Below are 26,655 nucleotides of genomic sequence, written 5' to 3'. Positions count from 1 at the left end.
TGCCCAAGCTGCATCAAGCTGAGGGGATTTTCGGGCCCGGTTTGGCAGGTGTCTGAAACACACAACGGCGCCCCATATTTGCGGGTGTCGCAAGTTGCCGATTCCTCTAGTTCTCTTAGTCCGCGTTGTTGATCCGGCCGCGTAATTCTTCGGCCTCCTGCCGCGCAGCGCGCAACCCGTCCATGGCAGCGCCCAGTTCCGCCTCGGTCTGGGTGAGCTGATTGGTTAGCTCGGCCTCGCGCTGTTGCAGATAGGTGATGGCCTGATCGCGGGTTTCTTCGGCCTCATGCAATTCCTGGCTCATGCGATCCAGATCGGCGACGTCGCTTTGGCGAACACGAGACAGACGATGGGCCAGCCAGTTGGCGAACCACCCCATGCAGAAGGCTGCGAACAGGATGATGGCGGTGGCAATGATGAATTCTATTCTGTTCAACTTACTGATCCTCTGCGCCGGTATCTGCGGCGTCTTCTGGCGTCTCTGTCTCGGCCTCCAGCGCCTCAAGCCCGGTCTCGGAATTGGCAATGGGCTCGGGCCGGATCAGGCGGAATTCAATGCGACGGTTTTCTTCTCGGCCAGCCTCGGTATCGTTGTCTGCGATCGGTTCCGTTTCGCCATATCCCACGGCCGAATAGCTTGAGGTCGGAATGCGGCGTCCGCGCAGCTCGTTCAGGATCGACTGAGCCCGCGCCTGGCTAAGCTGCTGGTTCATCTCTTCGCGGCCCTGACTGTCTGTATGGCCTTGAATTTCGATCCGGATGGGGCCGCATTCGCGCAGAATCTCGGCGATCTGATTCACTGTATCGCGAGAATCCGCGGCAACCGTGGCCGATCCCGGTTCGAATGCGATTTTGCTGCTGGCCTGAACTTCGGCAAGCTGGTCTTCGCACAGCTCCGGGTCGGGCAGGCTATCTGCGGGTTTCGGCGGCTCTTGATAGGTGATCGAAAGGGTGAAACCTTTGGCATCCCCAAGCTTTTCCGACAGCAATCCGGCGATACGGGCTTTGGCGTCCGGGTCGTAGCTGACCCCGCTGAGAGAAACGTCGTCAGGGGTAACAGTCAGAGCGCCGTTATGCAGCAGAGACAACGCTTCCAGCCCCGCCAGAACACGCACCGGCCAGTCAGCGGGTAAGTCGGAGGCGATGCGGGTGGCGGTATAAACCTGTTCCGATCCAAATGCCGCGCGGGCAAAACTGTCGGCCATGTCGCGCGATGTCTCATTGCTCAGACGACCGCGCATTTGGACCAGCCCTTCGGGGCTGCGCGTGGTCGAGAACTCGGGGGGGCCGGTGGAGTCGTCGGTTTCGGCTTTGGGCAGGACGGCGTGCAGGGCGAAAACCTCGGGCAGCGCATTTTCCAGCTCGCCCACCACACGGTCAAAGACCCCAGCCTCTGTTCCCTGCGCCGCCACCAGCGTGATATCCGCATCCGAAATCGTGACCGAACCCTGACCAATCTCGGACAGGGCGCGAATGCTGAGCGTTGCCGCTTCGGGCCAACGGGGTGAGGGCACGCCCAATCCGATTGTACAGTTAAACGGGCCGGCAAGGCCTGCCTCTTTGGCAGCAGCGACGATGGCATCCCGCGCTTTTTCATTCTGGGCCGAGCAGGCATCGAACTGGCCGCCGTTGGCATCAATCAGGTAGCGCAGTGTAAAGGGGGTGATTACGGGGCGCGGAGCCGAGATCGACAACCCGATTCGCAAACTGGGAGGTGCTGCGCGGGTCAGGCTCTGTTCCAGTCGTTCTTTTTCCCGCAGGCTGTCTGCAATGGCGGTGATTTTCACCAAACCGGGGCTGGCCGATATTTTGGCGCGCGGCAGGCGGGTCAACGCTTCGAGCGCATAGTTCAACGCGTCGTCCCAGCCTTCGGGTATAGGGTAATCCGCCGTTTCCATCAGGTCCGAAACGGTGTCGCCGTCCATCCGGCGCAACCTTTCGATCAGCTCGCTGCGGTCTTGGCTTGCGGGTATCAGACCAATAATCGAAATACCGCTGTCGTTTCGCAAAATTTCAGCGGAAAAGCGCGGTGCTGCCAGTTGCCGGGTGGGGGCGACCTGCATGTCGTCAATAACGCGTGAGGTATCAACCTCGGTCCCGGCTGCGGTCAGCGCATTGAACCGCGTTGCTTCGTCAATGGCTGTGCCGGTCAGGACAACGCGCAGGCCATCGGATTCGACTTCGGCCCAGTCATGCCCTTTTAGGTCAAGCGCACGCCGCACGGCGAGTTCCGACGCTTCTTCGACTTTGGTTACCGCATATCCTGCGGCCACAAGCGACAGGCTGGCCGAAACGAGGAATATCAGGGAGGCAGCTAGGAAATAGGGCAGGCGCATGTGCGGGCAGACGACTCCTGAAGTTATTGAGCAGGACTCTTACAGAGGCCCGCGCCGAGGTGCAATCAGAGCAGCACAGCAATGCAAAGGAAGATCAGCGGAATAAGGCCGGTGTCACGATTGGCGCGGAAAAGTTGCAGTAATTTGGCGTTGTCTTCAGTGTCCAGCCCACGCAGTTGCCACGTCATGTGCCATCCCATCGCCCAAGGTCCGGCAAGTGCAACGAACATGGCTGTAGTTGGGGCCTGCCGCGTCATGGTGTCTATAATGGCCAGCGCCATTAGGGATACAGTGGCGACCAGGAAATACTTTAACCAATGCGCAGTATTTGTCCCGAACAGGCGGGCGGTGGATTTGATACCGATCAGCTCGTCATCCTCGGCGTCCTGATGCGCATAGATCGTGTCGTAGAACAGCGTCCAGGCGATGCCGGCCAGGTATAGAGTGATAGCCGGGCCGCCGACCGTTCCGGTATGCGCGGCCCAGGTCAGCAGGATGCCCCAGTTGAAGGCCAGTCCCAGAAATACCTGTGGCCACCAGGTGAACCTTTTGGCGAAGGGGTAGACAGCGACGGGCAACAGGGACAGCACGCCCATGGCGATGGCGGCCTGGTTGAAGCTCAGCAGAACCAACAATGCCAGCAGGCATTGCAGCACCATCCAGATCGCGGCCTGCCGAACACTGACCTGCCCAGAAGGGATCGGGCGCGACCGGGTCCGTTCCACTTTTGCATCAAAGTCGCGGTCCGAAATGTCATTCCATGTGCAGCCCGCGCCGCGCATCAAAAAGGCACCGATGGCACAACCGATGGCGATCCAGAGGTCCTCCCACCGCGGGGTGCCGTCGCTGAGGATGGCCAGCGCCAGCCCCCACCAGCAGGGGATCAGCAGCAGCCATGTGCCGATAGGCCGATCAGCCCGGCTCAGCCGCAGGTAAGGGCGCGAGAATTCCGGCGCATAGGTGTCGACCCAGTTGCCGCTGACCGCATCAGCGACCTGACCGTCTGGTGTTGGCGCATTGCCTTGCATATGTAAGGTCTCATGAGTGCAAAGATCAGACTGTATGTAGAGCACCCTTTGGGTCCGGGGCAATCGGTAGAATTGACGCGCGAGCAGGCACATTACCTGTTCGGTGTCATGCGCCTGGCTTTGGGGGGGCAGGTTGCCTTGTTTAACGGACAGGACGGAGAATGGCAGGCCAAAGTGGCCGAAGCGGGAAAGCGTGGCGGTGTACTGACCTGTGTCGAACAGACCAAACCGCTGCAACGGCCACCCGACCTGTGGTTCCTGTTCGCCCCAATCAAAAAGGCACGCACCGATTTCATCGTTGAAAAGGCGGCGGAAATGGGTGCGGCGCGGATCATGCCGGTGCAGACAGAATTCACCAATTCCGAACGTATCCGCCAGGACCGCTTGCAAGCCCACGCGGTCGAGGCCGCCGAGCAATGCGGAGGTACCTTTGTGCCCGAGGTCGCCGATCTGCAGCGGCTGGACCGAGTTCTGGATAGCTGGCCCGAGGGGCGTCAACTGATGTTCTGTAACGAGGCCGAGGTCGGCTCGGCCCTGCGCCTGGCGGCGAATGAAAAGGGGTTGCCATGGGCGATCCTTATCGGACCCGAGGGCGGCTTTTCCCAACGTGAACGCGCCCGGCTGACCGCCTTACCCTATGCCCATGTCGTCAGTCTTGGCCCGCGTATCCTGCGCGCGGATACAGCAGCCGTTGCGGCTCTGACCATGTGGCAGCAGGCGTTGGGGGACTGGTCATGATTTGGCGTCTCGCGCAGGAGGCGGATCTACCGAAGATCGACCAGTTTCTAATGCGCCACATTCAGACGTCGATGTTCCCCTTGGCCAATCTGCGTGATTTTGGATTGCGGGGCACGGACCGACGTGCCGTTAATATCTGGGTGTTGGGCGACGAACCCCGTGCGGCGTTCTCCATCACGAATGAGGGCATGGTTTTACCGCAATGCCCCGATTGCACGGATGAAGAACTGGCCGCTGCGATTGATCTGATCCGGGGGCGTGCCTTGTTTGGAATGGCGGCTGAGGCAACACAGGCCCGCCGGATCATGCGTCTTGCGGGGTGGGAGGAACGGCCGGCAACGCTGAACAGCGATGAACCGGGTTTCACGCTGGATTTGGAACAGCTTACTATTCCGGATGCTACAAGCGCAGAATTGGTGCCTTTGGGTGCGTTTGATCGTGAAATCGTCGAAAGGTGGCGGTCTGACTACCTGATCGAAGCAATGGAATTCAATTCGTCACGAGCGCAAAAACAGGCTGGCTTGGATTGCGACGCCTATACCGCACGTGATTCTCATCGTGTGTTGCTGGTCGACGATCGGCCTGTCGCCATGACTGGTTTTAACGCGCGCTTGCAAGAAGTCGTGCAGATTGGTGGGGTCTTTACACCTCGTGAAATGCGCGGCCGTGGATATGCGCGTCTGGCCGTCGCGCTGCATCTGGAGGAGGCGCGCCGTACGGGTGCGAAACGCGCGGTTTTGTTTGCGGCTTCCGATTCCGCTGCGCGTGCTTATATCGGTATCGGTTTTCAATCCGCGGGGCAGTACTCGCTCATCCTGTTCATAAACCCAGAGGATACCGCATGAGTTTCATCCGACCCGAAGCGAAACTGGCCCTGTGGCGCTGGCGCGAAGTGCTGGTTGCCGGTGTCATTCTGTTGGTTGGCCTCAGCTGGATCAGCGGCCCGGGTGGGTTGCTGGGCTGGTTGGGCTGGGTTTTGGTGGCGGTGTCGGTTGCACTGGCCGTGATCGGGGTTCAGCGCGCCAGGTTTCGCACCGGCGTCGGTGGCCCCGGAGTTGTGACCATCGACGAAGGCCAGATATCCTATTTTGGCCCGCTGGACGGTGGCATGGTAGCGACGCGGGAAATCGAACGGTTGGCGTTGGACCCATCCTCGAATCCGGCGCATTGGGTGTTGGAACAGCCTGGCCAGCCGACACTTCACATTCCTGTGAATGCCGAAGGGGCCGAAGCGCTGTTTGACGTGTTCTCGGCGCTACCGGGGTTGAAAACAGAACATATGTTGTCGGAATTGAACGGTGGGGCCGTCCATCCCGTAGTAATTTGGGAGCGTCAGCCGATGCGCCCTGCGCATATGCGGTTGCATTGACACCGCCGTCGTTTGCGACCACGACTGACCAACAAGACAGACACATCAGGATCGGAGCACGGTTCATGTCCATCCCCCAGTCCGGCGGCGGACCGATCGAACGCCACGAGCAACTTGCCGAATATCTGGAAGCGGGCTGCAAGCCCAAAGCCGATTGGCGTATCGGAACCGAACATGAAAAGTTCGGCTATTGTAAAGACTCACTGAAACCGCTGCCATTCGAAGGCACACGGTCGATCGTGGCTGTGCTTGAAGGGCTGCGTGATCGCCATGGCTGGGCCGAGGTGCGCGAGGCCGGGCATCTGATCGGTCTGGAAAAAGACGGTGCCAATGTCAGCCTTGAACCGGGCGGCGCTCTGGAATTGTCGGGCGCTCCGCTGGAAACCATCCACGAGACCTGCGACGAGGTGAACACCCACTTGCGCGAGGTCAAGGATATCGCGGATGAGATCGGCGTGGGCTTTATCGGTCTGGGCGCGGCTCCGATCTGGACCCATGAGCAGATGCCTCTGATGCCCAAAGGCCGTTATCGGCTGATGAACGATTACATGGAAAAAGTAGGCTCCATGGGCCGCGCCATGATGCGGCGCACTTGCACGGTTCAGGTCAATATCGACTTTGGGTCCGAGGCCGACATGGTGCAGAAACTGCGCGTGGCGCTGGCTTTGCAGCCTGTGGCGACGGCGCTGTTTGCCAATTCACCCTTCTTCGAAGGACAGGTCAACGGCCAGAAAAGCTGGCGCAGCCATATCTGGCGGCATCTGGACGATGCACGCACCGGTATGTTGCCCTTTGTGTTCGAAGAAGGCTTTGGGTTCGAGCGCTACGTGCAATACGCGTTGGATGTGCCGATGTACTTTGTCTATCGCGATGGCCAGTATATCAACGCGCTGGGCATGTCCTTCCGCGATTTCCTGCAGGGCAAACTGCCCGCGCTGCCGGGTGAAACACCTACTCTGTCCGATTGGGCCGATCACCTGACCACCGCCTTCCCCGAGGCGCGGATCAAGAAATTCATGGAGATGCGCGGCGCGGATGGTGGCCCATGGCGACGTCTGTGTGCGCTGCCTGCCTTCTGGGTTGGCCTGACCTATGATCAGGGCGCGCTGGATGCGGCCTGGGATCTGGTCAAGGGCTGGGATGCTGAAACGCGCGAGGAACTGCGCGTTCAGGCAGCCGTCAATGGCCTGCAGGCGCGGGTTGGCGACATCAACATGCATGATCTTGCTCGCGAAGTGGTTGCGATCTCGGAAAGTGGTCTCAAGGCCCGGGCCTATCCCGGCGCCGGTGGTCTGGTGCCGGATGAGACGCATTTCCTGAACGCGCTCAAGGAAAGCCTCGATACCGGCAAGGTTCCGGCGGATGAGTTGCTGGAACACTACAATGGCGACTGGAACGGCGATCTGACTCGAATTTATCCCGAATACAGCTATTGACCCACCGCGTCCCGCTTGCATTCGCGGGGCGGGGCCGATAGCAGGTTGGCGACCAAATTCAGAGGGCGTCATGGACGATCTTAAGGCAAAATATCTGGGGCAAATCGCCGAGGCGGGCGATGAGAACGCGCTTGAGGCGATCCGCGTCGCCGCCGTGGGCAAAAAGGGCGAGGTCGCGCTGAAGATGCGCGAGTTGGGCAAGATGACCCCCGAGGAACGTCAGGTCGCAGGCCCCGCGCTGAACGCCCTGAAGGATGAGATCAACTCGGCCCTGGCCGCCAAGAAAGCCGGTCTTGCCGATGCCGCGCTGGATGAACGTCTGCGCACCGAATGGCTGGACGTCACCCTGCCGACCCGTGCGCGCCGTCAGGGCTCGATCCACCCGGTCAGCCAGGCGACCGAGGAATTGACTGCGATCTTTGCCGAACTGGGTTTCTCGGTGGCCGAAGGGCCGCGGATTGAGACCGATTGGCACAATTTCGACGCGCTAAACATCCCCGGCCACCACCCCGCGCGCGCCGAGATGGACACGTTCTATATGCACCGTGCCGAGGGCGACGAGCGCCCGCCGCATGTGCTGCGCACCCATACTTCGCCGGTCCAGATCCGCTCAATGGAGCTGCAGGGCGCGCCGATCCGCATCATTTGTCCGGGCGGCGTTTATCGCGCCGATTATGATCAGACCCACACGCCGATGTTCCATCAGGTCGAAGGGCTGGCCATCGACAAAGACATCTCGATGGCGAACCTGAAATGGGTTCTGGAAGAGTTCGTGAAGGCGTTCTTCGAGGTCGACGATGTTGAGCTGCGCTTCCGCGCCTCGCATTTCCCCTTCACCGAGCCATCGGCCGAGGTCGATATCCGCTGTTCTTGGGATAACGGCCAGCTGAAGATCGGCGAGGGCGACGACTGGATGGAGATTCTGGGTTCCGGCATGGTCCACCCCAAAGTGATTGCCGCCGGTGGCATTGATCCCGAGGTCTATCAGGGCTTTGCGTTCGGGATTGGCATCGACCGTCTGGCGATGCTGAAATACGGCATCCCGGATTTGCGAGCGTTCTTTGACAGCGACCTGCGCTGGCTGCGGCACTATGGGTTTGCGGCGCTGGATATGCCGAATCTGCATGGCGGTTTGTCGCGTTGAGTGAAGTGGAAGTGATCACGGCATGTGAAAATGTGTGCCGTGATTTCTATTGGCTAGCAAGTTTCGACCCTCGGGTTGTACAAGGGCTGTTTACTTTTACTGCAGCACTCATTGCTTCTTTCACTGCGTTGCACATTGCCAAGAAAGTCTATCCTATTCAAAAGGACAAAGACCGCGACATCAAGATCGATGAAGAAAAGCGATCAGTTTATCGGGACTATCTCAAAAGCGTCGATCTTATCGTCAATCAAAGACTTTACGAGAGCCAAAATGACAAGCTCAAGGCATTTGCAGATTGTAAATCAGCTTTAAACGAAGTTCTGATTTTTGCCGACCAGAAAACCGCGGCAGCAATGTGGGCGCTATACAAGTCAGCTTCAATTCTCGCGAATAAAATGTCTGAAAAGCACGAAACAGATGATGTAAGTGTCGATGAGTTTTCAGATGTAATTTGGGCAGCAAACAGAGATTTTCAGAGTGCTGTCAACGCTGCGAGAAATGAACTTAATGGAGAAGATTTGGGCTTCAAATTAGACCTAGCGATTTTGGCTAGCAAACGCAGCTAGAAGTCCCAGCGCGGAGCAAAGGCCGATAGGCCGCCGCGCCATAGCCAGACCGCCCGCACGGGCTGGCGATTTGTCTCCGCCTAGCACAACGCTCGAACAGTGCACGGATTTGGCTGGCATAAAGTGCCCACCACTTCCCGAGGATCGCCATCCCGCGGTCTGGCTATGGCGCGGCTTGTTTCAGCCTCCCACGGGGTTGTGACGTGACTTCGTGCGCTGGCCGGGTAGGCTCCGAGTTATGTTTCGGATTCTGACCTGCCTGTTTTTCCTTCTCCCGCTCCAAGCTGCAGCAAATGGCTGCCACGGCGACACAGCCTGCCCGCTGGGCGACCGTTCCTATCATGTGCTTGAACCCGATGGCTGGGACGGCGAAAGCCCTCTGCCGGTATTGCTGCATTTCCACGGCTGGGCGCGGCAGGGGGATGTGGTGGTCAACCACGAAAGGATCGCAGGGGCCACCAAACTGCGCGGCGTGCTGCTGGTGGCCCCGAACGGGCGCGGCAAAAGCTGGGATTTCTGGACGTCCGACACTGATGACGTCCCCTTTGCCGATCGGGTGCTAGAGGATGTGGCGACGCGCTATCCGATCGACCCGGATCGCATCTATGTCTCGGGCTATTCTTATGGCGGTGCGATGGCGTGGCGCTTTGTCTGTCAATCCGGCGATGATATTGCGGCCCTGCTGGCGGTGGCTGGCAGCATTCGCCAGACCGAGGATTGCCCGCAAGCCCCGCGCCAGGTGCGACATGTGCATGGGTTGGATGACACGGTGATGGATTTTCCCTTGGGGCCGGGCGGGGACACGACCTATCCGGTGGCGTTGTGGAAAGCGAAGTTCGACTGCAACGGTGCAACCCCGCGTGGCGATTGGAGCGTGAAGCCTTTCCTGACCCTCAGCCGCGTGGAGTGGACCGATTGCGCACAGGGCCGCGTCACGCTGGACACGCATCCGGGCGGTCATTTCATCCCTCATGGCTGGATCGGCTGGCAGTTGGATGAGCTGGCCGGGCGCCCTCCAGCCTATCCCTGATCTGTTTGACAGCCCCCTAACATCCGCGGTCATCTGCGCAGGCCATCTGACCAAGGAGCCTTGCCCGATGAAACCCCTGCTGGTGACCGCCGCGATCCTGACCGCGACCTCTGCCCTGGCGCGCGACGCCTATCCGCCTGTTAATGTTTTGGTGCAAACGGACAAGTCCGTGATCGGAGAGCCACTGGAATACCCGGGCGGCACACCGCAGATCACCATGGCCATCATTACCATGCAGCCGGGTCAGGTGACCGGTAGTCACCGACATAATGCTCCGCTGGTGGCCTATGTGCTGGAAGGGGAAATCACTGTCGATTACGGCGCGGCGGGGACAAAGACCTACAAAACCGGTGATGCCTTTGTCGAAGCGTTCCGATCCCCGCATGTGGGGGCGAATACGGGCGAAAGCATCGCGCGGATTTTGGCGGTGTTTGCCGGATCGGATAGCGTCGCCAACACAGTTGCCGAACAGTAGGTGATCATGTGGCACACGGCCTCTTTCCCCTTGTCTGAATATCCGTTACACGCGGGCTGACCCAAGATTATGCGGAATACGACCGATGAAATTCACCCTTTCCTGGCTCAAGGATCACCTGGACACTGACGCGTCGGTCGATGAGATCGCCGAAACGCTGACCGATCTGGGGCTCGAAGTCGAAGAGATCGTCAATCCGGCGGACCGATTGGCGGGCTTTACGCTGGGAAAAGTGACCCATGCCGAACAGCACCCTGATGCCGACAAGCTGCGGGTCTGTACGGTTGCGACGGATGAGGGAGATCTGCAGATCATCTGCGGCGCGCCCAATGCGCGCGAAGGTATCACTGTCGTGGTATGCAAACCGGGCATGTATATTCCGGGCCTGGACATCACCATCAGCGTCGGCAAGATCCGCGGTGTCGAAAGCTTTGGCATGATGGCCTCGGAGCGCGAGCTGGAGCTATCGGAAGAGCATGACGGCATCATCGAGCTGCCCTCGGGTGAGGTCGGCGATCAGTTCGTTGACTGGCTGGCCGAGAATGATCCCGCAAAGGTCGATCCGATGATCGAGATTGCGATCACCCCGAACCGCCCCGATGCGTTGGGCGTCGCCGGGATCGCGCGCGATCTGGCGGCACGCGGGGTCGGCACGCTGAAAGAGCGCGACTATGTGCCGGTGCCGGGCGATTTCGTCAGCCCGATCAAGGTGACGATTGATGATGACACGCTGGACGGAGCACCGCATTTTACCGGGCGTCTGATCAAGGGTGTCAAGAACGGCCCCAGCCCGCAGTGGCTGCAGGATCAGTTGAAGGCGATCGGCCTGCGTCCGATCTCGGCCTTGGTGGATATCACCAACTATATGACCTTCGACCAGAACCGCCCGCTGCATGTCTTTGATGCGGACAAGGTTCAGGGCAACCTGCGCGTACATAGGGCCAAGGGCGGCGAAAAGCTGGTGGCGTTGGACGAAAAGGAATACACGCTGCAACCGGGCATGATGGTGATTTCGGACGACAACGGCCCGGAATCCATTGCAGGGATCATGGGCGGTGAAGAAACCGGCTGTACCGAGGGTACCGTGAACGTCTTCCTCGAAAGCGCGTTCTGGGATCATGTGCAAATTGCACTGACAGGCCGGGCATTGAAAATCAACTCGGATGCGCGGTACCGATTCGAGCGCGGCGTCGACCCGGAATACACGCTGGAAGGATTGGAACATGCAACGCAGATGATCCTGGATATCTGCGGTGGCGAGGTCTCTAAAGTGGTTGAGGCAGGCAAAGCGCCAAACCATGCGCGATCCTACAAGTTGGACTCGGCCCGGGTGCAATCGCTGGTCGGGATGGTCATTCCCGAAAGCGAGCAGCGCCAGACCCTGACCCGTCTGGGTTTCCGCCTTGAAGGCGAGATGGCCCATGTCCCCAGCTGGCGCCCCGATGTCATGGGCGAGGCTGATCTGGTGGAAGAGGTCGCACGAATTGCCTCCCTGACCAAGCTTCAGGGCAAGCCGCTGCCGAGGGTCACTGATGGCATTCCGAAACCGGTTATGACAGCTACTCAGCGCCGCCAGTCGATGGCGCGCCGCACCTGTGCCGCATTGGGTTATAACGAATGCGTCAGCTATACATTCATTGATCAGACATCCGCAGCGCTGTTTGGCGGTGGCGACGAAGCGACGCAGTTGGAAAACCCGATTTCGTCCGAGATGAGCCATATGCGCCCCGATCTGCTGCCGGGGCTGTTGCAAGCGGCTGCCCGCAATCAGGCGCGCGGCTATGCGGATGTGGCGCTGTTTGAAGTTGGCCCAGTTTTTCACGACGGCGAGCCAGGCGATCAGAAAATCCAGATTGCCGGCTTGCTGGTCGGTCGCGACGGCCCCAAGGATGTGCATAGCGCCACACGCCCGGCGGATGTGTTCGACGCCAAGGCAGATGCCGAGGCCGTTTTGGCCGCCATCGGCGCACCCGCCAAGGTTCAGATCCTACGCGAGGGCGACGCCTGGTGGCATCCGGGTCGGCACGGCAAAATTTGTCTGGGTCCGAAAAAGGTACTGGGCGTTTTCGGCGAGTTGCATCCGCGTGTGTTGCAGGCGATGGACATCAAGGGCCCGGCGGTGGCTTTCACTATCTGGCCGGATGAGGTGCCTCTTCCGCGTAAATCCGGGGCGACCCGCGCGGCGCTGGAGCTGCGCGATCTGCAGGCGGTCGAGCGTGACTTTGCCTTTGTCGTCGATGAAGGCGTCGAGGCACTGACGCTGGTGAATGCCGCTGCCGGGGCCGACAAGGCGCTGATCGAAGATGTGCGCGTCTTTGATGAGTTTATTGGCGGAAGCCTGGGTGAGGGCAAGAAATCTCTGGCCATCACCGTTCGGCTGCAGCCAACAGATGTGACCCTGAAAGAAAAAGACATCGAAGCGGTGGCCGAGAAGATCATCGCCAAGGTTTCCAAGGCAACGGGCGGCGTTCTGCGCGGCTAACGCGACCGTAATCCAAATGCAAAGCGCGCCCTTCGGCGCGCTTTTCTCGTTTCTCAGACGCCAGTGTTGCCGTGCTGCAACGTCCCTGCGTCCTGAAAATCCAGGGGTTGAGTGGAATCACCCCCTGGCCGTAAGTCCAGCCCCCTGATGCAATCACAATCCGGAGTCGGCCCAATGCCAGATCCCAGCCTCGCAAAAGCAATGCCCAAACCCTGATTGCCCGCCAACTGACCGGCGGGCCTGTTTCCCGTTGGAGAGTTGTCATGAAACGCCAAGACATCTCGATGATCCGGCAGATTCTGCCGGAAGAGATGCCATTCTACTATTATACCGACCGGCAAAGCCCCTGGTTGCTGTGCCAGTCGATGGAGGCCGAAATGTCGGTTTCGGATCTAAAGCAATCGGGGCTGTCCCGTTTGCTGGCGCGTCCTTTGCTGAAACCCATGATCGCGCAGTGCGGCGGGGTTTTGCGGCGGCACGATGTGCTGGCCGTGGCCCATGCGGATCGCGCCGTGCGTCTGGAGGGGCTAAGCCCTGCGGCGTTCCATTGTTTAGAAGCGGTCTATCAGTCCGAATGGCTGGATTTCTGCCTGAGCTTTGAGCGCTGGTCGGGTGAACAAACCACGCGCAAGGCGCATAACCTTGTGGTGCAGTTGGGCTTCCCGACCGAGCATGCCGAGCTGTTGTGGAAATTCGAACAGCGCGCGGCGGTGGGTGCGTTCCAAAGCTGTTGGCACCCAGTACGCACGCATGGCCGTCCGACTCTGGCCTGGTGCCGCTTGGATATAGATTTAACAAGTGGCTATTGTCTGATTGAAGAAATTCAGTCCGACTGGTTGCGCTTTGTCGGCCATGCCCGGCGTCGACTGCAATGCCGGGCGCCCCGGTCGCGTGAGTTGCGTCTGACGCGTGAATACGAGCAGGCGCTGCAGCAGAAATATGCGAAAATATGGGCTGAGGTCATGATGTTGGCAGTGTTGGTGCTGCTGCGCGACGAATTCGCCATTCGCGAAGTCTGGATGCACCAGCCAGAACCGGGCGCGCAGCTGAAAGGGATCACCTGGGGACGGTTGCCGCCTCGGTCGATCTATACCCGTTTGCCCAGCAGTTTCGGGTTCGAGCCAACATCCGAGATGCCGGGGTTTCTGGAAAGCAAGCAGCGCAGCGCGGCCCGTAGGGCAGTTCCCAACGGGCAGCCGGTGTTTTGGCGGCTGGCTTTCTGAGCCCCCCTTGGGTCAGGTCCATTTTGTCTTTAGGGTCGCCAATAAAATCAAAGGAGAAATCAATGGGCCTGAACGTCTACCTGTCCGGAGAGATACACACCGACTGGCGCGAGCAGATCATTGACGGGGCGAAAGGGTTGGACATTTCGTTCAACAGCCCTGTCACGGTTCACGAAGCCAGCGACGATTGCGGCGTTGCAATTTTGGGGTCCGAGCCAAACAAGTATTGGCATGACCACAAGGGTGCGATGGTCAATGCGATCCGAACCCGCAAGGGCATTTCAGACGCGGATGTCGTGGTCGTCCGCTTTGGCGATCAATACAAGCAATGGAACGCAGCCTTTGACGCGGGATATGCGGCGGCTTTGGGCAAGTCGATCATCGTAGTGCACGGGCCAGATCATCAGCACGCGTTGAAAGAGGTGGATGCAGCCGCCCTGGCTGTTGCTGAACATCCCTCGCAGGTGGTGGATGTGCTGCGGTATGTTCTGACGGGTAAGCTTCCAAGCTAAATGGATGGGGTGAGGTATTGCCTCACCCCACACGTGTTAACCTGGGGAAGGAATCTGCAGCCCGCGCTGAACGGCAGGACGCGCAAGAAACCGATCAAGATAAGGTTGGAGATTTGCGTACTCATCCCAGCCAACAATGTCTCGGGCACCATAAAAATCCAACCCGCGCAGCCAGGGGACGATTGCAATGTCGGCGATCGAGTAATCCCCGGCGATCCATTCCTGGCCATCAAGTTGATTGTTCACGACATTTAACAGCCGCTTTGCCTCGTTGAGATAACGCTCACGGGGGCGCGGATCTTCGATCTCTTTCCCGGCGAATTTGTGGAAGAAGCCAAGTTGCCCAAGCATGGGACCAATTCCACCCATCTGGAACATGAGCCATTGGGTAATGCGATGTCTGTCGCTTTGTGTCTGACCCATGAATTTCCCTGACTTCTCGGCCAGATACAACAGGATCGCACCGCTTTCGAACAGGCCCAGGGGATGTCCATCAGGACCGTTCGGGTCAATGATTGCAGGGATTTTGTTGTTGGGGTTCAGCGACAGGAACTCGGAGCTTTTGACATCCGCATCCGCAAGCGTGACCAGATGCGCCTCGTAGGGCAGGCCGGTTTCCTCAAGCATGATCGAGGCTTTGACGCCATTAGGTGTCGGATAAGAATAGAGCTGAATGACCGAAGGGTCTTTGGCGGGCCATTTGTCTGTAATGGAATAAGACGCAAAATGTGTCATGGGGTCTCCTGAATAAGCCGATTGGGGAAAAATAGTCACGATTTCCCATAAAAACATACATTTTATAGTGCAATTAGCGCACAGTTGCCGTGCGTTTAGGCGCATAAAAATGACAACAGGGAAAGAGGGATGTTATGTTCCAGGAGTTCAAGACATTCATTGCCAAAGGCAATGTCATGGATATGGCGGTGGGTATCATCATTGGAGCCGCATTTACCGCAATTGTTACGTCGCTTGTTGGCGATCTGATCAATCCATTGATTGGCCTGTTCACGGGTGGGGTTGATTTCACCAACAACTACTCCGTTCTGGCCGGTGATGTCGCCGAAGGGGCGAGCTTGGAAGCGGCGCGGGAAACCGGTGCTTCTGTTTTTGCATATGGTGCGTTCATCATGGCGATCATCAACTTTCTGATCATCGCCTGGGTGGTTTTCATGCTGGTCAAAATGGTGAACCGGGTCAAAGAGGCGGCAGAAGAGGAAGCACCGGCGGAAGAAGAAGCGCCAGCCGGGCCAAGCGAGCTGGACATCCTGATGGAAATCCGCGACGCACTGAAAAAGTGACTCCTGCAGTTACGGCAGAAGAGGACCCCACCAGATAGGTGGGATTCAATTAACGATCTGAAAGCAGAAGGAAACCCGAATTGGAGCAGACGATGGAAATGGCAAATCAAGCCATGGATATGGCAAATGGCTATGTGCCAATCTTGATGAGTGCGGGCAAGGCTCTGATTGTTCTGATATTGGGCTGGATTGCGGCAGGTATGATCGCTGGGGTTGTTCGCCGCCGTATCAACAAAACGCCCCATATTGATCCGACGCTGGGCAATTTTGCCGCCAGCATGATCAAATGGGCCATTCTGGCCATGGTAATTGTGGCTGTTCTGGGCATCTTCGGGATCGAAGCAACCAGTATCGTTGCCATTTTGGGTGCTGCTTCGCTGGCCATAGGCCTGGCGCTGCAGGGTACACTTAGTGATCTGGCGGCAGGCGTGATGTTGGTTGTCTTCCGGCCGTATAAGCTTGGCCAATATGTCGACATCGGCGGAACAGCCGGAACTGTCAAAGATCTGAATCTGTTCACGACCGAACTCGTGACCCCCGACAATGTGCAGATCATTGTACCCAATGGCCAGGCTTGGGGGTCAGTTATCACCAACTACTCGGCACACGAGACGCGTCGTGTAGATTTGGTGTTTGGTATCGACTATGGCGATAGCGCGGATGCGGCGATGAAAATCATTCTGGACCTCGCAATGGCTGATGGGCGCATCCACGGCGATCCCGAGCCCTGGGTGCGGGTCACAAATCTGGGGGACAGCTCGGTCGATCTGACGGCGCGCTTGTGGTGTGCCGCTGTCGATTATTGGGATGTCAAATTTGAAATGACCAAAGCAGTCAAAGAAGCGTTTGATGCAAAAGGCGTTTCGATTCCATACCCGCATTCGGTCGAGATCCAGAAACAGGGATGATGCTCCCGCCCGTCGCTCGGGCATTAAAATACCCTCCTCCGGTTGGGCCCGGCGCCGCGCTAACCGCGCGGCGTCGTTGTTTTTGGTGCCCCGTTCAACGCTGTGAACAGGTCACGCCGCTTCGAAGAGGCGGCGTTATGCCCAACGCTGCAAACGCCCTCGGGAGAGGGCGCTTCAGGGGTTGGAGGCTTCCGTCAGGATTTGATGACGACGTTGGGGGATACCACGTCAATCCCAAGCGCTTTGCCAACCGCATAATAGGTGAGTTGGCCGGCGTGAACGTTCAAGCCAGCCAGCAGGTGCGGATCATCCTGACAGGCCTGTTTCCATCCTTTATCCGCCAGCGCCAGCATGAAGGGCATTGTGGCGTTGCCCAGTGCTATTGTTGATGTTCTTGCAACCGCGCCGGGCATGTTGGCCACGCAGTAATGCATGACGCCGTCAACTTCATAGATCGGGTCCGCATGGGTTGTGGCCTTAGAGGTTTCAAAACAGCCGCCCTGGTCGATGGCAACATCCACCAGAACCGCGCCGGGTTTCATGGTGGACAGCTGCGCGCGCGTCACCAGTTTCGGCGCTGCCGCACCCGGGATCAGCACAGCGCCAATCACCATGTCGGCTGTCTGGATCAGCTCCGCGGTCGCACCTGCAGTTGAATACTGGTTCTTGAACTGACCGCCGAACACGTCGTCCAGATAACGCAGCCGGGGCAGGGACCGGTCCAGTACCGTCACATCCGCGCCCATACCTGCGGCGATCTTGGCGGCATGGGTGCCGACGACGCCCCCACCGATAACCACAACTTTTGCTGGACCAACGCCGGGGACGCCACCCATCAGAACTCCGCGGCCGCCATTGGCCTTTTGCAGCGTCCAAGATCCGACCTGTGGTGCCAGACGGCCCGCAACCTCGGACATGGGTGCAAGCAGGGGCAGACCTCCATTTGCATCGGTCACTGTCTCATAGGCGATAGCCGTACAGCCCGATTCCAGCAGGTCATGGGTCTGATCCGGATCCGGGGCCAGATGCAGGTAGGTGAACAAAAGCTGCCCTTCACGCAGCATCTTGCGTTCGCCCGCCTGGGGTTCTTTGACTTTGACAATCATCTCTGCGGTGGCAAAAACTTCTTCTGCACTGTCCACGATGCGGGCACCTGCGGCGACGTAATCATCGTTATCAAACCCGGCGCCAATGCCAGCTCCGTTTTCGATTATCACGTCATGGCCACGAGACACCGCCTCTTGTGCGGCGTTGGGCGTCATGCCGACACGGAATTCCTGCGGCTTGATTTCTTTGGGGCAACCGATTTTCATTAGGTCTCTCCGTTCCTAAACTGCCTAAATAATGGGCGGTTTCGGGTGCAATTTCTGTGAAACTCTGCCCGCATTCCGGCTTTTCTTCGGGAAAATCTTCGCTACAATGGGTAAAACCCGCAAAGGAATTGCGTGGATGAGCCTTGATACGACAGATAGAAAGATTCTGGCCGCCTTGCAGCGGAATGGTCGTATGTCGAATGCCGAATTGTCCGAGCAGGTGAATTTGTCGCCTTCGGCCTGCCACAGGCGGGTACAGAGGCTTGAGGCCGATGGCTATATCCGCAACTACGTTGCCTTGTTGGACGCGCGCAAGATGAATGTGCCAACAACGGTGTTTGTCGAGATCACCTTGCAGGGCCAGGCCGAGGAAGTACTGGAGGCTTTTGAGAAAGCCGTTGCGCGGATCCCGGATGTTTTGGAATGCCACCTGATGGCAGGAACTGCGGACTACATACTGAAGGTCGTTGCCGAAAACACCGAGGATTTCGCCCGCATCCATCGCCAATATCTGTCTCGACTTCCAGGCGTGGCGCAGATGCAAAGCTCATTCGCGCTTCGGACTGTGTTCAAGACGACGGCGTTGCCGGTTTAACCTAGGCTGGGCCGGGATAGGTGAAAATCACCAGATGCGCCGCGTTAAAGGCGAAATGCATCAGAACCGGAACCCAAAGACGTCCTGTCGCGTAATATCCCAGGCCACATGCCGCGCCAAGAAGGGCTGCAAAGAAAACCAATGCAGGTCCACCTGCAAAATGTGCAAGCCCGAAAAGCAGGCTGGCCGCAGCAATCCCCGCAGCAGCCCCCAGGCGTTTGGAAAGTGCTGATTGCAGATAGCCACGGAAAAAGGCCTCTTCCGTGAGGCAGGTCAGAAACAGGTTGGAAAGTGCAAAGATCATCCACCAATGGGGAAGGGTGAACTCTGGCCGGATGGCACCAACTGAGAGGCCCAGTAGAAACAGGGCCGGCAATGCGACCAGCCCGACCGCCAGCGGCGATTTGCGTATATACGCTACCCCATCATTCATGCGTGGCCAGGCCAGAAGGACGGCGAACAGGATCAGAGGCTTGTCCAGGTTCAGGTACATCGTGAAATCGGTGCTGCCCGGACCGGAAGGAACCCGGTCCAGTACCAGAAGGTTATGAAAGCCCGGAACCAGATGTGCGCCCATGGCCAGGCACCACAGGATCAAGGCGATATGTCCAACAAAGGAAAACGCACCGTTCAAACCGCGTAGCATCAACGCTCCGGCAAGACCTGCTGACGCAATAGCTGCGGCAAAGGGCGTGACCAGACCCAAGGTCAGAGCAATCAGGCCAAAACAGGTCAGCAGAACGAACCCCAAAGACCATTTCCCCGAAACAGCGCATATCTGTGCGGCGATCAGGATAAACCAGGGCCAAACAACCGGCAGAACAGATATGAAATGCGCCACGGCCCCTCTCTGAAATGACCTGTGCTCTGATGCCCTCAGAACACTCGGGCTGGCAAGTCGTGTTAACAGGCTTCATACAAACTGAAGTAGGGGTGGCTCTGGCGATTGAATGATCCAGCCGAGCGGAAATGCCAAGTTTCCGAATTCCTGGGGCAGTGATCTTGCTGACCCCGGCAGATAAGCTTAGAAAAAGGCTTTCATCTACCTCCGTGATGACATCAGGCGGTTACACGCGCCTGATAGGGTCCTGACCCGTTAATTGATAAGGAGCAGACCTTGACCGACGAATTTAACCATGCACCAAAAGACTGGCTCGAAGCCGAGTTGGAAGACGCGCTGGACGAAGATTTTGAGATCGAATTCAGCGAGCCCATGCTGTCGGTGGAAGTGCGGAAGATCTACAAGGATCAGCATCCCGACATGCTGGATCGCAAGGTCTATTTCCGTAACTTGCTGCGACTTCAGGCTGAACTGATCAAGGTGCAGGACTGGGTGCAGCATACCGGTGCCAAGGTCTGTATCCTGTTTGAAGGCCGGGACAGTGCTGGCAAGGGTGGGGTGATTAAGCGGATTACGCAGCGTCTGAATCCGCGTGTTGCCCGGGTGGTTGCTCTGCCGGCGCCCAGCCGTCGTGAGCAGAGCCAGTGGTATTTCCAGCGTTACGTCCCGCATCTGCCCGCCGCCGGTGAGATCGTTCTGTTCGATCGGTCCTGGTATAACCGTGCCGGGGTCGAAAGGGTGATGGGGTTTGCCAGCAAAGATCAGGTTGATCAGTTCTTTCAGGACGTTCCCGAATTCGAACGGATGTTGGTTCGATCCGGGATCATCTTGCTGAAATACTGGTTCTCGATCACGGATGAGGAACAGCAGCTGCGATTCCTTATGCGGATTCACGATCCTATGAAACAGTGGAAACTGTCCCCCATGGATCTGGAATCCCGTATCCGCTGGGAGGCCTATACCAAAGCCAAAGAGGACATGCTGTTCCGTACCAACATCCGCGAGGCGCCCTGGTACATCGTCGAAGGCAACGACAAAAAGCGTGAGCGCCTGAACTGTATTGAGCATCTTCTGACCAAGATCCCCTATACGGATGTACCGCAGGAAAAAGTCGATCTCCCGGATCGCAAATATAATCCGGAATACGAACGGCGTGTTTTGCCGGACGACCTGTACGTGCCCAAGATTTACTGATCACGAAAACGCCCCCGGATTCCGGGGGCGTGGCTTTAGTTTTCGCTTGTCCGGCCTTCAGAACACAAAGTCGTCTCTGGCTAGGTCCGATAACAAGGTATCTTCTAGTGTCAGGGTGTGGCCGTTACCGGCATCGATGATGACGTCATTTCCGGATTGTGAAATGTGGTTCTTCATCAGATCGTTATACCCAACGATAGACTTGGCCTGCCGGAAGTTGACGATATCCTCGTCAGTGAAATCCGTTACAGTATCCGCGCCCTTGGTGAAGTAGAATTGATCCACTCCGGTGCCACCGGTCATGACATCTGCGCCATTGCCGCCAATCAGTTTGTCGTTGCCCGCGCCGCCGACAAGAATGTCGTTGCCCCCTCCGCCTTTAAGCACATCTTTTCCGCCGCCACCGTCCAGCTGGTCAATGCCATAGCCGCCTTTCAGAAGGTCTTTGCCATCCCCCCCATTCAGGTCGTCATTATCAGCACCGCCAACCAGAGTGTCATTTCCGCCTTCGCCGTTCAGGGTGTCGTCGCCGGAGCGGCCAAGCAGCTTATCACGGCCGCCGCCGCCAACCAGGATATCATCACCGCCGCGCCCATCCAAAAGGCCAGCCTGTCCGGATTTCAAAACGAACCAGTCATCCGCAGCAGTGCCGATCTTGCCAGCCCTGACGTCCAACTGCCCCGAGGGCGGTGGAGGTGTGGAACCACCGGAACCGCCCGAACTGCTGGTATCAAGCTGCAAAGGCGCAGAGGTCCGTGCAAAGTTCTGGGTCACCATGATGGCGTTCCAGCCGTCATAGTTTCCGACCTCAAGCCCAATTCCAATAACGGTCACGTTGGCGTCCAGAATATTCGCGCGATGGCCGGAACTGTTCATCAGGCTGTTGTGCAGATCCTGAACGTCATCCGACAGCCCCGGCGCACCGCGGACACTCTGCCATGCGATGTTTTCAGTCGCACGCCAGCTTCCGGAGAATTCGAAGCCCGCATCTTCCATTCTGTCCGATGGTCGCGAACCTCCGGCGCCGGTATGGCTGAACTTATCGACGTTCAGCATCCACTCGCTGTGATCTTCCGCCGCTGCGTTCAGCCGAAGCTCAAGCTTGACCGGTTGTAAGCCCGCCTTCGCCCGCTCTGCATTGATCAATGCGAGCATCTGCCGTTCTAGATCGCTGGCCGTTGACATGATTCTGCCTCCAATAGATTGCGTTATTTTGGCGGGACATTAGTGGCGAGAACTTGGCGACGAGAAGACACAATCGTGCCGCTCGCGGTTGGTGGGCAGATCGCCACCGGAAGTTGAATCTGAGTTCGCGATTTATCGCGCATTGACGCTGGGTTGCGTCAGCCAGTCGCGAAAAAGCGCGCAACGTCACCCTGAAAACGACAAACCCCCGGGCGATGCCTCGGGGGTCGTCAAATAGTGTCATCCAAAACTGGACGAGGAAGGTGCTTAGAGCAAACCTTCGCGCTGTGCTTTCTTACGTGCCAGTTTACGGGCACGGCGGATCGCTTCAGCTTTCTCGCGCGCTTTTTTCTCGGACGGTTTTTCGAAATGTTGCTTAAGCTTCATTTCGCGGAACACGCCTTCGCGCTGCAGCTTTTTCTTCAGGGCACGAAGCGCCTGATCGACGTTATTGTCGCGAACACTAACCTGCATGTGGTTGTCACCACCTTTCTAGATAGAGTTGCAAGGAAATTGCAGGAATTGGCCGTATAGCAAAGCGCCTCTATCTTGTCTAGTACTGGTCCTGATAACCGGAGAACCGCCATGACAACCACCTATGAAGACGCCAAGCAGCAGCTTTTGGATGCGATGCTGACACATGTTCCCTTCGATGGCTGGTCGGAAACCAGCTTTCGCGGGGCGATTGAAGAATGTGGAATGGATGACGTTCTGGTGCGGGCGATTTGTCCGCGTGGTGCCGTTGACCTAGCGTTGGCATTTCATGCGCGCGGGGACGCAGTGATGGCAGATCGCCTTAAAACTGAGGATTTGGGCGATATCAAATTCCGTGACCGGATCGCCGCTGCCGTCCGGTTCCGGCTACAGGCCGTGCCGGATAAGGAACTCGTGCGCCGGGGTATGACCATGTTTTCGCTGCCAAGCCACGCGGCTGATGGCGCAAGGGCAGTATGGCAAACCTGTGATCTGATCTGGGACACGTTGGGAGATACGTCGGACGACGTGAACTGGTACACCAAGCGGGCGACATTGTCGGGGGTCTATTCCTCGACCCTGTTGTTCTGGTTGGGGGACGATTCGCCCGGGAATCAGAAAACGTGGGAGTTTCTGGACCGTCGTATCGACAATGTCATGCAGTTCGAAAAGCTTAAGGGGCAGGTTAGGGACAATCCTCTGTTCAGACCGTTTCTTGCTGTTCCGAATTGGCTGGCCGGGCAGGTGAAGGCTCCGACTAAAACCCACGGCACGCTTCCCGGATTCCTGACACCGCGCAAGTAGTCCTCTTGCTACTGGGCCTTGACGTTTCAGCCTGCTAGGCATTGGCCAAAGGAGATCTACCCATGACTCAGATGATGCGCGCCGTTGAAATCACCGAACCCGGCGGTCCGGATGTTCTGCAACTGACAGAACGCCCGATGCCCCAAGCTTTGGCCGGTCAAGTGATCCTCAAAGTCGCCTATGCGGGGGTGAACCGCCCGGATGCTCTGCAGCGCGCCGGTGCCTATAATCCACCTCCGGGTGCCAGTGATCTGCCGGGTCTTGAGGCCGCGGGTGAGGTCGTGGCCGTCGGGGCGGGGGTCGAAGACCTATCCGTTGGCGATCAGGTCTGTGCCTTGCTGCCGGGCGGTGGCTATGCCGAATATGTGGCCACACCTGCGGCGCATTGTTTGCCGGTGCCAGCGGGGATGGGCCTGAAAGAAGCCGCCTGCCTGCCCGAGACCTTCTTTACCGTCTGGTCCAACGTCTTTATGCGCGGCAGCCTGAAGGCCGGTGAGCGGTTTCTGGTGCATGGTGGTTCCAGTGGTATCGGCACAACGGCGATTCAGCTGGCGAACGCCTTTGGAGCGCGGGTTTTTACGACTGCAGGCTCGGCTGAAAAATGTGAGGCCTGTGAAAAGCTGGGTGCCGAACAGGCGATCAACTACCGTGACGCGGATTTCGTAGCCGCGATGCGGGCCGAGGGCGGGGCGAACCTGATACTGGACATGGTGGGCGGCGACTATATCCCACGCAACGTTAAGGCGCTGGCCGAGGATGGACGGCTGGTGCAGATAGCCTTCCTTCAGGGGCCCGTGGTCGAGCTGAATTTTGCGCTTATGATGGTCAAACGCCTGACCTTGACTGGCAGTACCCTGCGCCCGCAAAGCGATCTGGCCAAGGCAAAAATCGCTTCGGATTTGCACGAAGCGGTCTGGCCCTTGCTCGAGGCGGGAAAAGTTGCCCCTGTCATGGATAGTGAGTTTGATCTGGCTGATGCGGCGGCGGCCCATGCCCGGATGGAAAGCTCTGGCCATATTGGCAAGATTGTTCTGAAAGTTGCGGGATAAAGCTGTGTTTCAGGCCACTGCGCGCCGATAGAGATGCCAGGTGGCGTGGCCCAGTACGGGCATCACGACGATCAGGCCCAGCAACATCGGGATCGCTCCGATGACCAGCAGCGCGGCAACGATGAATCCCCAGCCCAGGATGACGCCCGGATTGTGACGCAACACCCGTACGGATGTCACCACGGCGACCGGAACGCCCACTTTGCGGTCCAGCAGCAGCGGAAAGCTGACGACGCTGATTGCCAGGGCGACGAGGGCAAACAGAAACCCAACAGCGTTCCCGAACAAGATCATGGTCCATCCAGCGGCGGTGGTGAACACTTGGGTTAGAAAGGCACCCAGCGACGCGGGCAGGTCAGGGCCGAGTGTCTGAACATAGATGCTCTGCGCGACCATCAGCCAAACCAGAAACAGCATGACCATGTAAAACGCCAAAGCCAGAATCGCACCCAGGGAAGGGGACTGGAACACGCCAAACGCATCCAGCCAACCAGCCTCGCCACCTTGTTCTCGTTTGCGGCTGATTTCGTACAGGCCAAGGGCGGCCACCGGACCCACAAGCGCAAAACCACCAACCAGCGGTGCCAGCATTGGAACCATGTTTGTGTTCAGCCCAATTCCGAACATCAGAAAACCTGCGATCGGATAGATGAGCACAACGAATATCGCATCGGCCCTTGTATCCAGAAAATCGCTGTATCCTGCCCTCAGGCAGGCCCAAAGATCATCCATCGTCAGCGTACGAACCACTGGCAGGTGTCGTGTATCCGCGCTGCCGATATGGCTGATATTTTCAGCTAGGTGATCCCCGGTTGCACCTATGTTCCGTGCCGCCCAGGTGATCGGATTGCCAATCGTTTTGTCCATTGCCGTCCCCTCCTGCTTTGCGATGTTGCGCAGCGGGGTCAATCCGGCGACTTGTTGCTTTTGGCCGGACCAGCCAGCAACGCCTTGGGCATAGTATAGCACAAATTTTCGCGTTTGGGTTGCGCCTCGCGCAATCGTGTCGATTGCCCTGCGTCACAGGCATGTTAGCTTGGCCTGAGGCTAGAGGAGGACAACATGCAGAAAACGGCACGAACCGTCGTCATCCATGAACACGGCGGCCCCGAGGTTCTGAAGTTCGAAGATCGCCCACTTGGTGAACCCGGCCCCGGTGAGGTTCGTATTCGTCATCATGCCTGCGGGCTAAATTTCATTGATGTATATCAGCGCACTGGGCTGTATCCGCTGGATATGCCTCAGGCTTTGGGCATGGAGGCCGCTGGCGTGATCGAAGCCGTTGGGGAAGGTGTAACGCATCTGGAACCCGGGCAGCGCGCGGCCTATGCTGCCTCTCCGCCCGGAGCCTATTGCGAGGCACGGGTCATGCCCGCCGCACAGGTGTGCCCGCTTCCGGATGGAATTTCTTTTGATGCGGCGGCCGCGATGATGCTCAAGGGGATGACAGTCGAATATCTGTTTCATCGCACCACACCGCTGAAACGCGGGGATACCGTGCTGTTTCATGCAGCTGCCGGGGGTGTTGGCTTGATTGCCTGCCAATGGGCCAAATCCGAGGGGATCACGTTGATCGGTACTGCCGGAACCGATGAAAAATGCAGTTTGGCGCAGTTCAACGGTGCCGCGCATTGCATCAATTACCGGACCGAGAACTTTGCCGAGCGCGTCGCGCAGATCACCAAAGGCAAAGGCGTAGACGCGGTGATGGATTCCATCGGGTCGGACACGTTTGACGGATCGCTCGACAGCCTGAAACCGCTTGGCATGATGATCTCGTTCGGCAATGCCTCGGGCCCGGTGCCTCTGATCGACATTGGTATTCTGGCCAAGAAAGGATCGCTCAAGATAACGCGGCCAACGCTCTTCACACATATTTCGGACCACGCGGTCTGTCAGGCCATGGCGCGGCGCCTGTTCAACAAGGTCGAAGGCGGCGAGGTCAAAATCCACATTGATCAGAGGTTCCCGCTGGATCAGGTGGCCGAGGCCCATCGCGCACTTGAGGCGCGCCAAACCACAGGCAGCACTGTTCTTGAGCTGTAAATGAAAGGAACCCGGCGTTTGTGCCGGGTTCCGTCACTGTTTTCTTAGAATCGGTAGGTGGCGCGGGCCTGGATTGTGGTCGCGTCCACATCAATTCCGGTCGAATCGAAATCGTTGAATTCGTGATACAGGATTTCGCCTCCAACGCTGACATTGGGGGCGACAATCTGTTCATACCCAGCGCCGATGAACCAACCATCGTCACTGCCAAGACTGTCCGTACTCGCCTCGGCATAGCCCCCGATACCATATAGCAGCCCCACCGGAGTCACTTTGTATCCGGCGCGTGCTTTGAGGCGCCAAACGTCTTCGACCTCGACGCCGGGGGTCAGTTCAATGCTGGTCCAGTCGTAGTCGAAGCCGCCACCGACAACCCAATCCCCCAGATCATAATCATATCCCAACACGATACCACCAATCGCGCCATCACCGTCGACGCCCGAAACATTGGTGTCGATATCGGCATAGCCGACCTGAAGGCCGCCGTAAAAGCCCGTCCAGTTGCCCGAGGATTGCGCCGAGGCGCCTCCGGCCGCAATAGAGGCGATAAAGGCCGCAATAAAAAATCTTCCTGTCATTCTGTTAACCTTTCTTTCGAATTGGTCTTCA

Annotated in this window: 28 protein-coding genes; 18 read left to right on the top strand and 10 right to left on the bottom strand. The window is 58.1% G+C overall.

What is annotated here, in order from left to right:
- Positions 1–115: 115 nt before the first annotated feature.
- The 3 genes from AC2FH9_RS11680 to ubiA form a co-directional block, all read right to left on the bottom strand.
- Complete coding sequence (locus tag AC2FH9_RS11680; protein WP_142635291.1) at positions 116–436, bottom strand: hypothetical protein; 321 nt, start codon at positions 434–436, stop codon at positions 116–118.
- Between the two features lies 1 nt (position 437).
- Positions 438–2,336 carry an OmpA family protein gene (locus tag AC2FH9_RS11675; RefSeq protein ID WP_496696535.1) on the bottom strand — a complete coding sequence of 633 codons (1,899 nt, stop codon included), beginning with the start codon at positions 2,334–2,336 and terminating at the stop codon, positions 438–440.
- Between the two features lie 65 nt (positions 2,337–2,401).
- Positions 2,402–3,364, bottom strand: coding sequence for a 4-hydroxybenzoate octaprenyltransferase (gene ubiA, locus AC2FH9_RS11670; RefSeq protein WP_496871632.1), 963 nt, complete (start codon positions 3,362–3,364; stop codon positions 2,402–2,404).
- Positions 3,365–3,376: 12 nt separating this feature from the next.
- Between ubiA and AC2FH9_RS11665 the strand changes: the two genes are divergently transcribed.
- The 11 genes from AC2FH9_RS11665 (at position 3,377) to AC2FH9_RS11615 (ending at position 14,339) form a co-directional block, all read left to right on the top strand.
- A complete protein-coding gene (locus AC2FH9_RS11665) occupies positions 3,377–4,102 on the top strand; it encodes a 16S rRNA (uracil(1498)-N(3))-methyltransferase (RefSeq protein ID WP_496701827.1) in 726 nt (241 codons plus the stop codon).
- The gene (locus AC2FH9_RS11660; RefSeq protein ID WP_496871625.1) at positions 4,099–4,947 is read left to right on the top strand and encodes a GNAT family N-acetyltransferase; all 849 of its coding nucleotides are present in this window, start codon (positions 4,099–4,101) and stop codon (positions 4,945–4,947) included. The genes AC2FH9_RS11665 and AC2FH9_RS11660 overlap by 4 nt, the downstream gene beginning before the upstream one ends.
- Entirely contained in the window at positions 4,944–5,471 is a 528-nt protein-coding gene (locus tag AC2FH9_RS11655) for a hypothetical protein (RefSeq protein WP_271948569.1), read from the top strand. Before AC2FH9_RS11660 ends, AC2FH9_RS11655 begins: the two co-directional genes overlap by 4 nt.
- A 65-nt stretch (positions 5,472–5,536) precedes the next feature.
- On the top strand, positions 5,537–6,907 hold the full coding sequence (locus AC2FH9_RS11650; RefSeq protein ID WP_496676701.1) for a glutamate--cysteine ligase: 1,371 nt from the start codon (positions 5,537–5,539) through the stop codon (positions 6,905–6,907).
- A gap of 70 nt (positions 6,908–6,977) precedes the next feature.
- On the top strand, positions 6,978–8,051 hold the full coding sequence (gene pheS, locus AC2FH9_RS11645; RefSeq protein ID WP_281972601.1) for a phenylalanine--tRNA ligase subunit alpha: 1,074 nt from the start codon (positions 6,978–6,980) through the stop codon (positions 8,049–8,051).
- Positions 8,048–8,617 carry a hypothetical protein gene (locus tag AC2FH9_RS11640; RefSeq protein WP_496871620.1) on the top strand — a complete coding sequence of 190 codons (570 nt, stop codon included), beginning with the start codon at positions 8,048–8,050 and terminating at the stop codon, positions 8,615–8,617. The genes pheS and AC2FH9_RS11640 overlap by 4 nt, the downstream gene beginning before the upstream one ends.
- Positions 8,618–8,855: 238 nt before the next feature.
- Positions 8,856–9,647, top strand: coding sequence for a CE1 family esterase (locus tag AC2FH9_RS11635; RefSeq protein ID WP_496871619.1), 792 nt, complete (start codon positions 8,856–8,858; stop codon positions 9,645–9,647).
- 67 nt (positions 9,648–9,714) lie between these two features.
- Complete coding sequence (locus AC2FH9_RS11630) at positions 9,715–10,122, top strand: cupin domain-containing protein (RefSeq protein ID WP_496871617.1); 408 nt, start codon at positions 9,715–9,717, stop codon at positions 10,120–10,122.
- Positions 10,123–10,207: 85 nt separating this feature from the next.
- Positions 10,208–12,604: a phenylalanine--tRNA ligase subunit beta gene (pheT, locus tag AC2FH9_RS11625; protein WP_496871615.1), complete on the top strand. Its 2,397-nt coding sequence runs from the start codon at positions 10,208–10,210 to the stop codon at positions 12,602–12,604.
- Between the two features lie 263 nt (positions 12,605–12,867).
- Positions 12,868–13,827 (top strand): hypothetical protein, encoded by a 960-nt coding sequence (locus tag AC2FH9_RS11620; protein WP_496871612.1) that lies wholly within the window; start codon positions 12,868–12,870, stop codon positions 13,825–13,827.
- A 62-nt stretch (positions 13,828–13,889) separates the two neighbouring features.
- A complete protein-coding gene (locus AC2FH9_RS11615) occupies positions 13,890–14,339 on the top strand; it encodes a YtoQ family protein (protein WP_271948554.1) in 450 nt (149 codons plus the stop codon).
- A gap of 36 nt (positions 14,340–14,375) precedes the next feature.
- On the opposite strand, the gene AC2FH9_RS11610 is transcribed toward AC2FH9_RS11615, so the two are convergent.
- Positions 14,376–15,074: a glutathione S-transferase family protein gene (locus AC2FH9_RS11610; protein ID WP_142635316.1), complete on the bottom strand. Its 699-nt coding sequence runs from the start codon at positions 15,072–15,074 to the stop codon at positions 14,376–14,378.
- Between the two features lie 134 nt (positions 15,075–15,208).
- On the opposite strand from AC2FH9_RS11610, the gene mscL reads away from it, so the two are divergent.
- A complete protein-coding gene (gene mscL, locus AC2FH9_RS11605; protein WP_142635318.1) occupies positions 15,209–15,637 on the top strand; it encodes a large conductance mechanosensitive channel protein MscL in 429 nt (142 codons plus the stop codon).
- Positions 15,638–15,735: 98 nt separating this feature from the next.
- Positions 15,736–16,545, top strand: a complete 810-nt coding sequence (locus AC2FH9_RS11600) for a mechanosensitive ion channel family protein (RefSeq protein WP_496696599.1) — start codon at positions 15,736–15,738, stop codon at positions 16,543–16,545.
- 194 nt (positions 16,546–16,739) lie between these two features.
- Here AC2FH9_RS11600 and ald read toward each other — a convergent pair whose 3' ends face one another.
- Positions 16,740–17,858 (bottom strand): alanine dehydrogenase, encoded by a 1,119-nt coding sequence (ald, locus tag AC2FH9_RS11595; RefSeq protein ID WP_271948547.1) that lies wholly within the window; start codon positions 17,856–17,858, stop codon positions 16,740–16,742.
- A 136-nt stretch (positions 17,859–17,994) separates the two neighbouring features.
- Between ald and AC2FH9_RS11590 the strand changes: the two genes are divergently transcribed.
- The gene (locus tag AC2FH9_RS11590) at positions 17,995–18,453 is read left to right on the top strand and encodes an Lrp/AsnC family transcriptional regulator (protein ID WP_142635322.1); all 459 of its coding nucleotides are present in this window, start codon (positions 17,995–17,997) and stop codon (positions 18,451–18,453) included.
- Between the two features lies 1 nt (position 18,454).
- Here AC2FH9_RS11590 and AC2FH9_RS11585 read toward each other — a convergent pair whose 3' ends face one another.
- Positions 18,455–19,294: a CPBP family intramembrane glutamic endopeptidase gene (locus tag AC2FH9_RS11585; protein ID WP_496749975.1), complete on the bottom strand. Its 840-nt coding sequence runs from the start codon at positions 19,292–19,294 to the stop codon at positions 18,455–18,457.
- Positions 19,295–19,570: 276 nt separating this feature from the next.
- Here AC2FH9_RS11585 and ppk2 point away from each other — a divergent pair, with 276 nt between their 5' ends.
- Positions 19,571–20,488, top strand: a complete 918-nt coding sequence (gene ppk2, locus AC2FH9_RS11580; RefSeq protein WP_271948543.1) for a polyphosphate kinase 2 — start codon at positions 19,571–19,573, stop codon at positions 20,486–20,488.
- A 57-nt stretch (positions 20,489–20,545) separates the two neighbouring features.
- Here the strand turns inward: ppk2 and AC2FH9_RS11575 are convergent, their stop codons facing one another.
- Together AC2FH9_RS11575 and rpsU are read right to left on the bottom strand one after the other, a co-directional pair.
- Entirely contained in the window at positions 20,546–21,673 is a 1,128-nt protein-coding gene (locus AC2FH9_RS11575; protein ID WP_496871608.1) for a CAP domain-containing protein, read from the bottom strand.
- A gap of 267 nt (positions 21,674–21,940) precedes the next feature.
- Positions 21,941–22,147 carry a 30S ribosomal protein S21 gene (gene rpsU, locus AC2FH9_RS11570; RefSeq protein ID WP_005614280.1) on the bottom strand — a complete coding sequence of 69 codons (207 nt, stop codon included), beginning with the start codon at positions 22,145–22,147 and terminating at the stop codon, positions 21,941–21,943.
- 111 nt (positions 22,148–22,258) lie between these two features.
- Between rpsU and AC2FH9_RS11565 the strand changes: the two genes are divergently transcribed.
- Together AC2FH9_RS11565 and AC2FH9_RS11560 are read left to right on the top strand one after the other, a co-directional pair.
- On the top strand, positions 22,259–22,951 hold the full coding sequence (locus AC2FH9_RS11565; protein ID WP_496871607.1) for a COQ9 family protein: 693 nt from the start codon (positions 22,259–22,261) through the stop codon (positions 22,949–22,951).
- Between the two features lie 62 nt (positions 22,952–23,013).
- A complete protein-coding gene (locus AC2FH9_RS11560; RefSeq protein ID WP_496749977.1) occupies positions 23,014–24,000 on the top strand; it encodes an NAD(P)H-quinone oxidoreductase in 987 nt (328 codons plus the stop codon).
- 9 nt (positions 24,001–24,009) lie between these two features.
- Here the strand turns inward: AC2FH9_RS11560 and AC2FH9_RS11555 are convergent, their stop codons facing one another.
- Positions 24,010–24,867, bottom strand: a complete 858-nt coding sequence (locus AC2FH9_RS11555; protein ID WP_496871605.1) for a DUF2189 domain-containing protein — start codon at positions 24,865–24,867, stop codon at positions 24,010–24,012.
- Between the two features lie 195 nt (positions 24,868–25,062).
- Between AC2FH9_RS11555 and AC2FH9_RS11550 the strand changes: the two genes are divergently transcribed.
- Positions 25,063–26,046: a quinone oxidoreductase family protein gene (locus tag AC2FH9_RS11550; RefSeq protein WP_496871604.1), complete on the top strand. Its 984-nt coding sequence runs from the start codon at positions 25,063–25,065 to the stop codon at positions 26,044–26,046.
- 44 nt (positions 26,047–26,090) lie between these two features.
- Here AC2FH9_RS11550 and AC2FH9_RS11545 read toward each other — a convergent pair whose 3' ends face one another.
- Complete coding sequence (locus AC2FH9_RS11545; protein WP_496871603.1) at positions 26,091–26,624, bottom strand: outer membrane protein; 534 nt, start codon at positions 26,622–26,624, stop codon at positions 26,091–26,093.
- Positions 26,625–26,655: the final 31 nt, after the last annotated feature.

This window comes from Ruegeria sp. CDSC081 (genome assembly GCF_059610485.1).
Note: the sequence above shows the minus strand (reverse complement) of the source record. Positions and strands in the feature narration are given on the sequence as shown.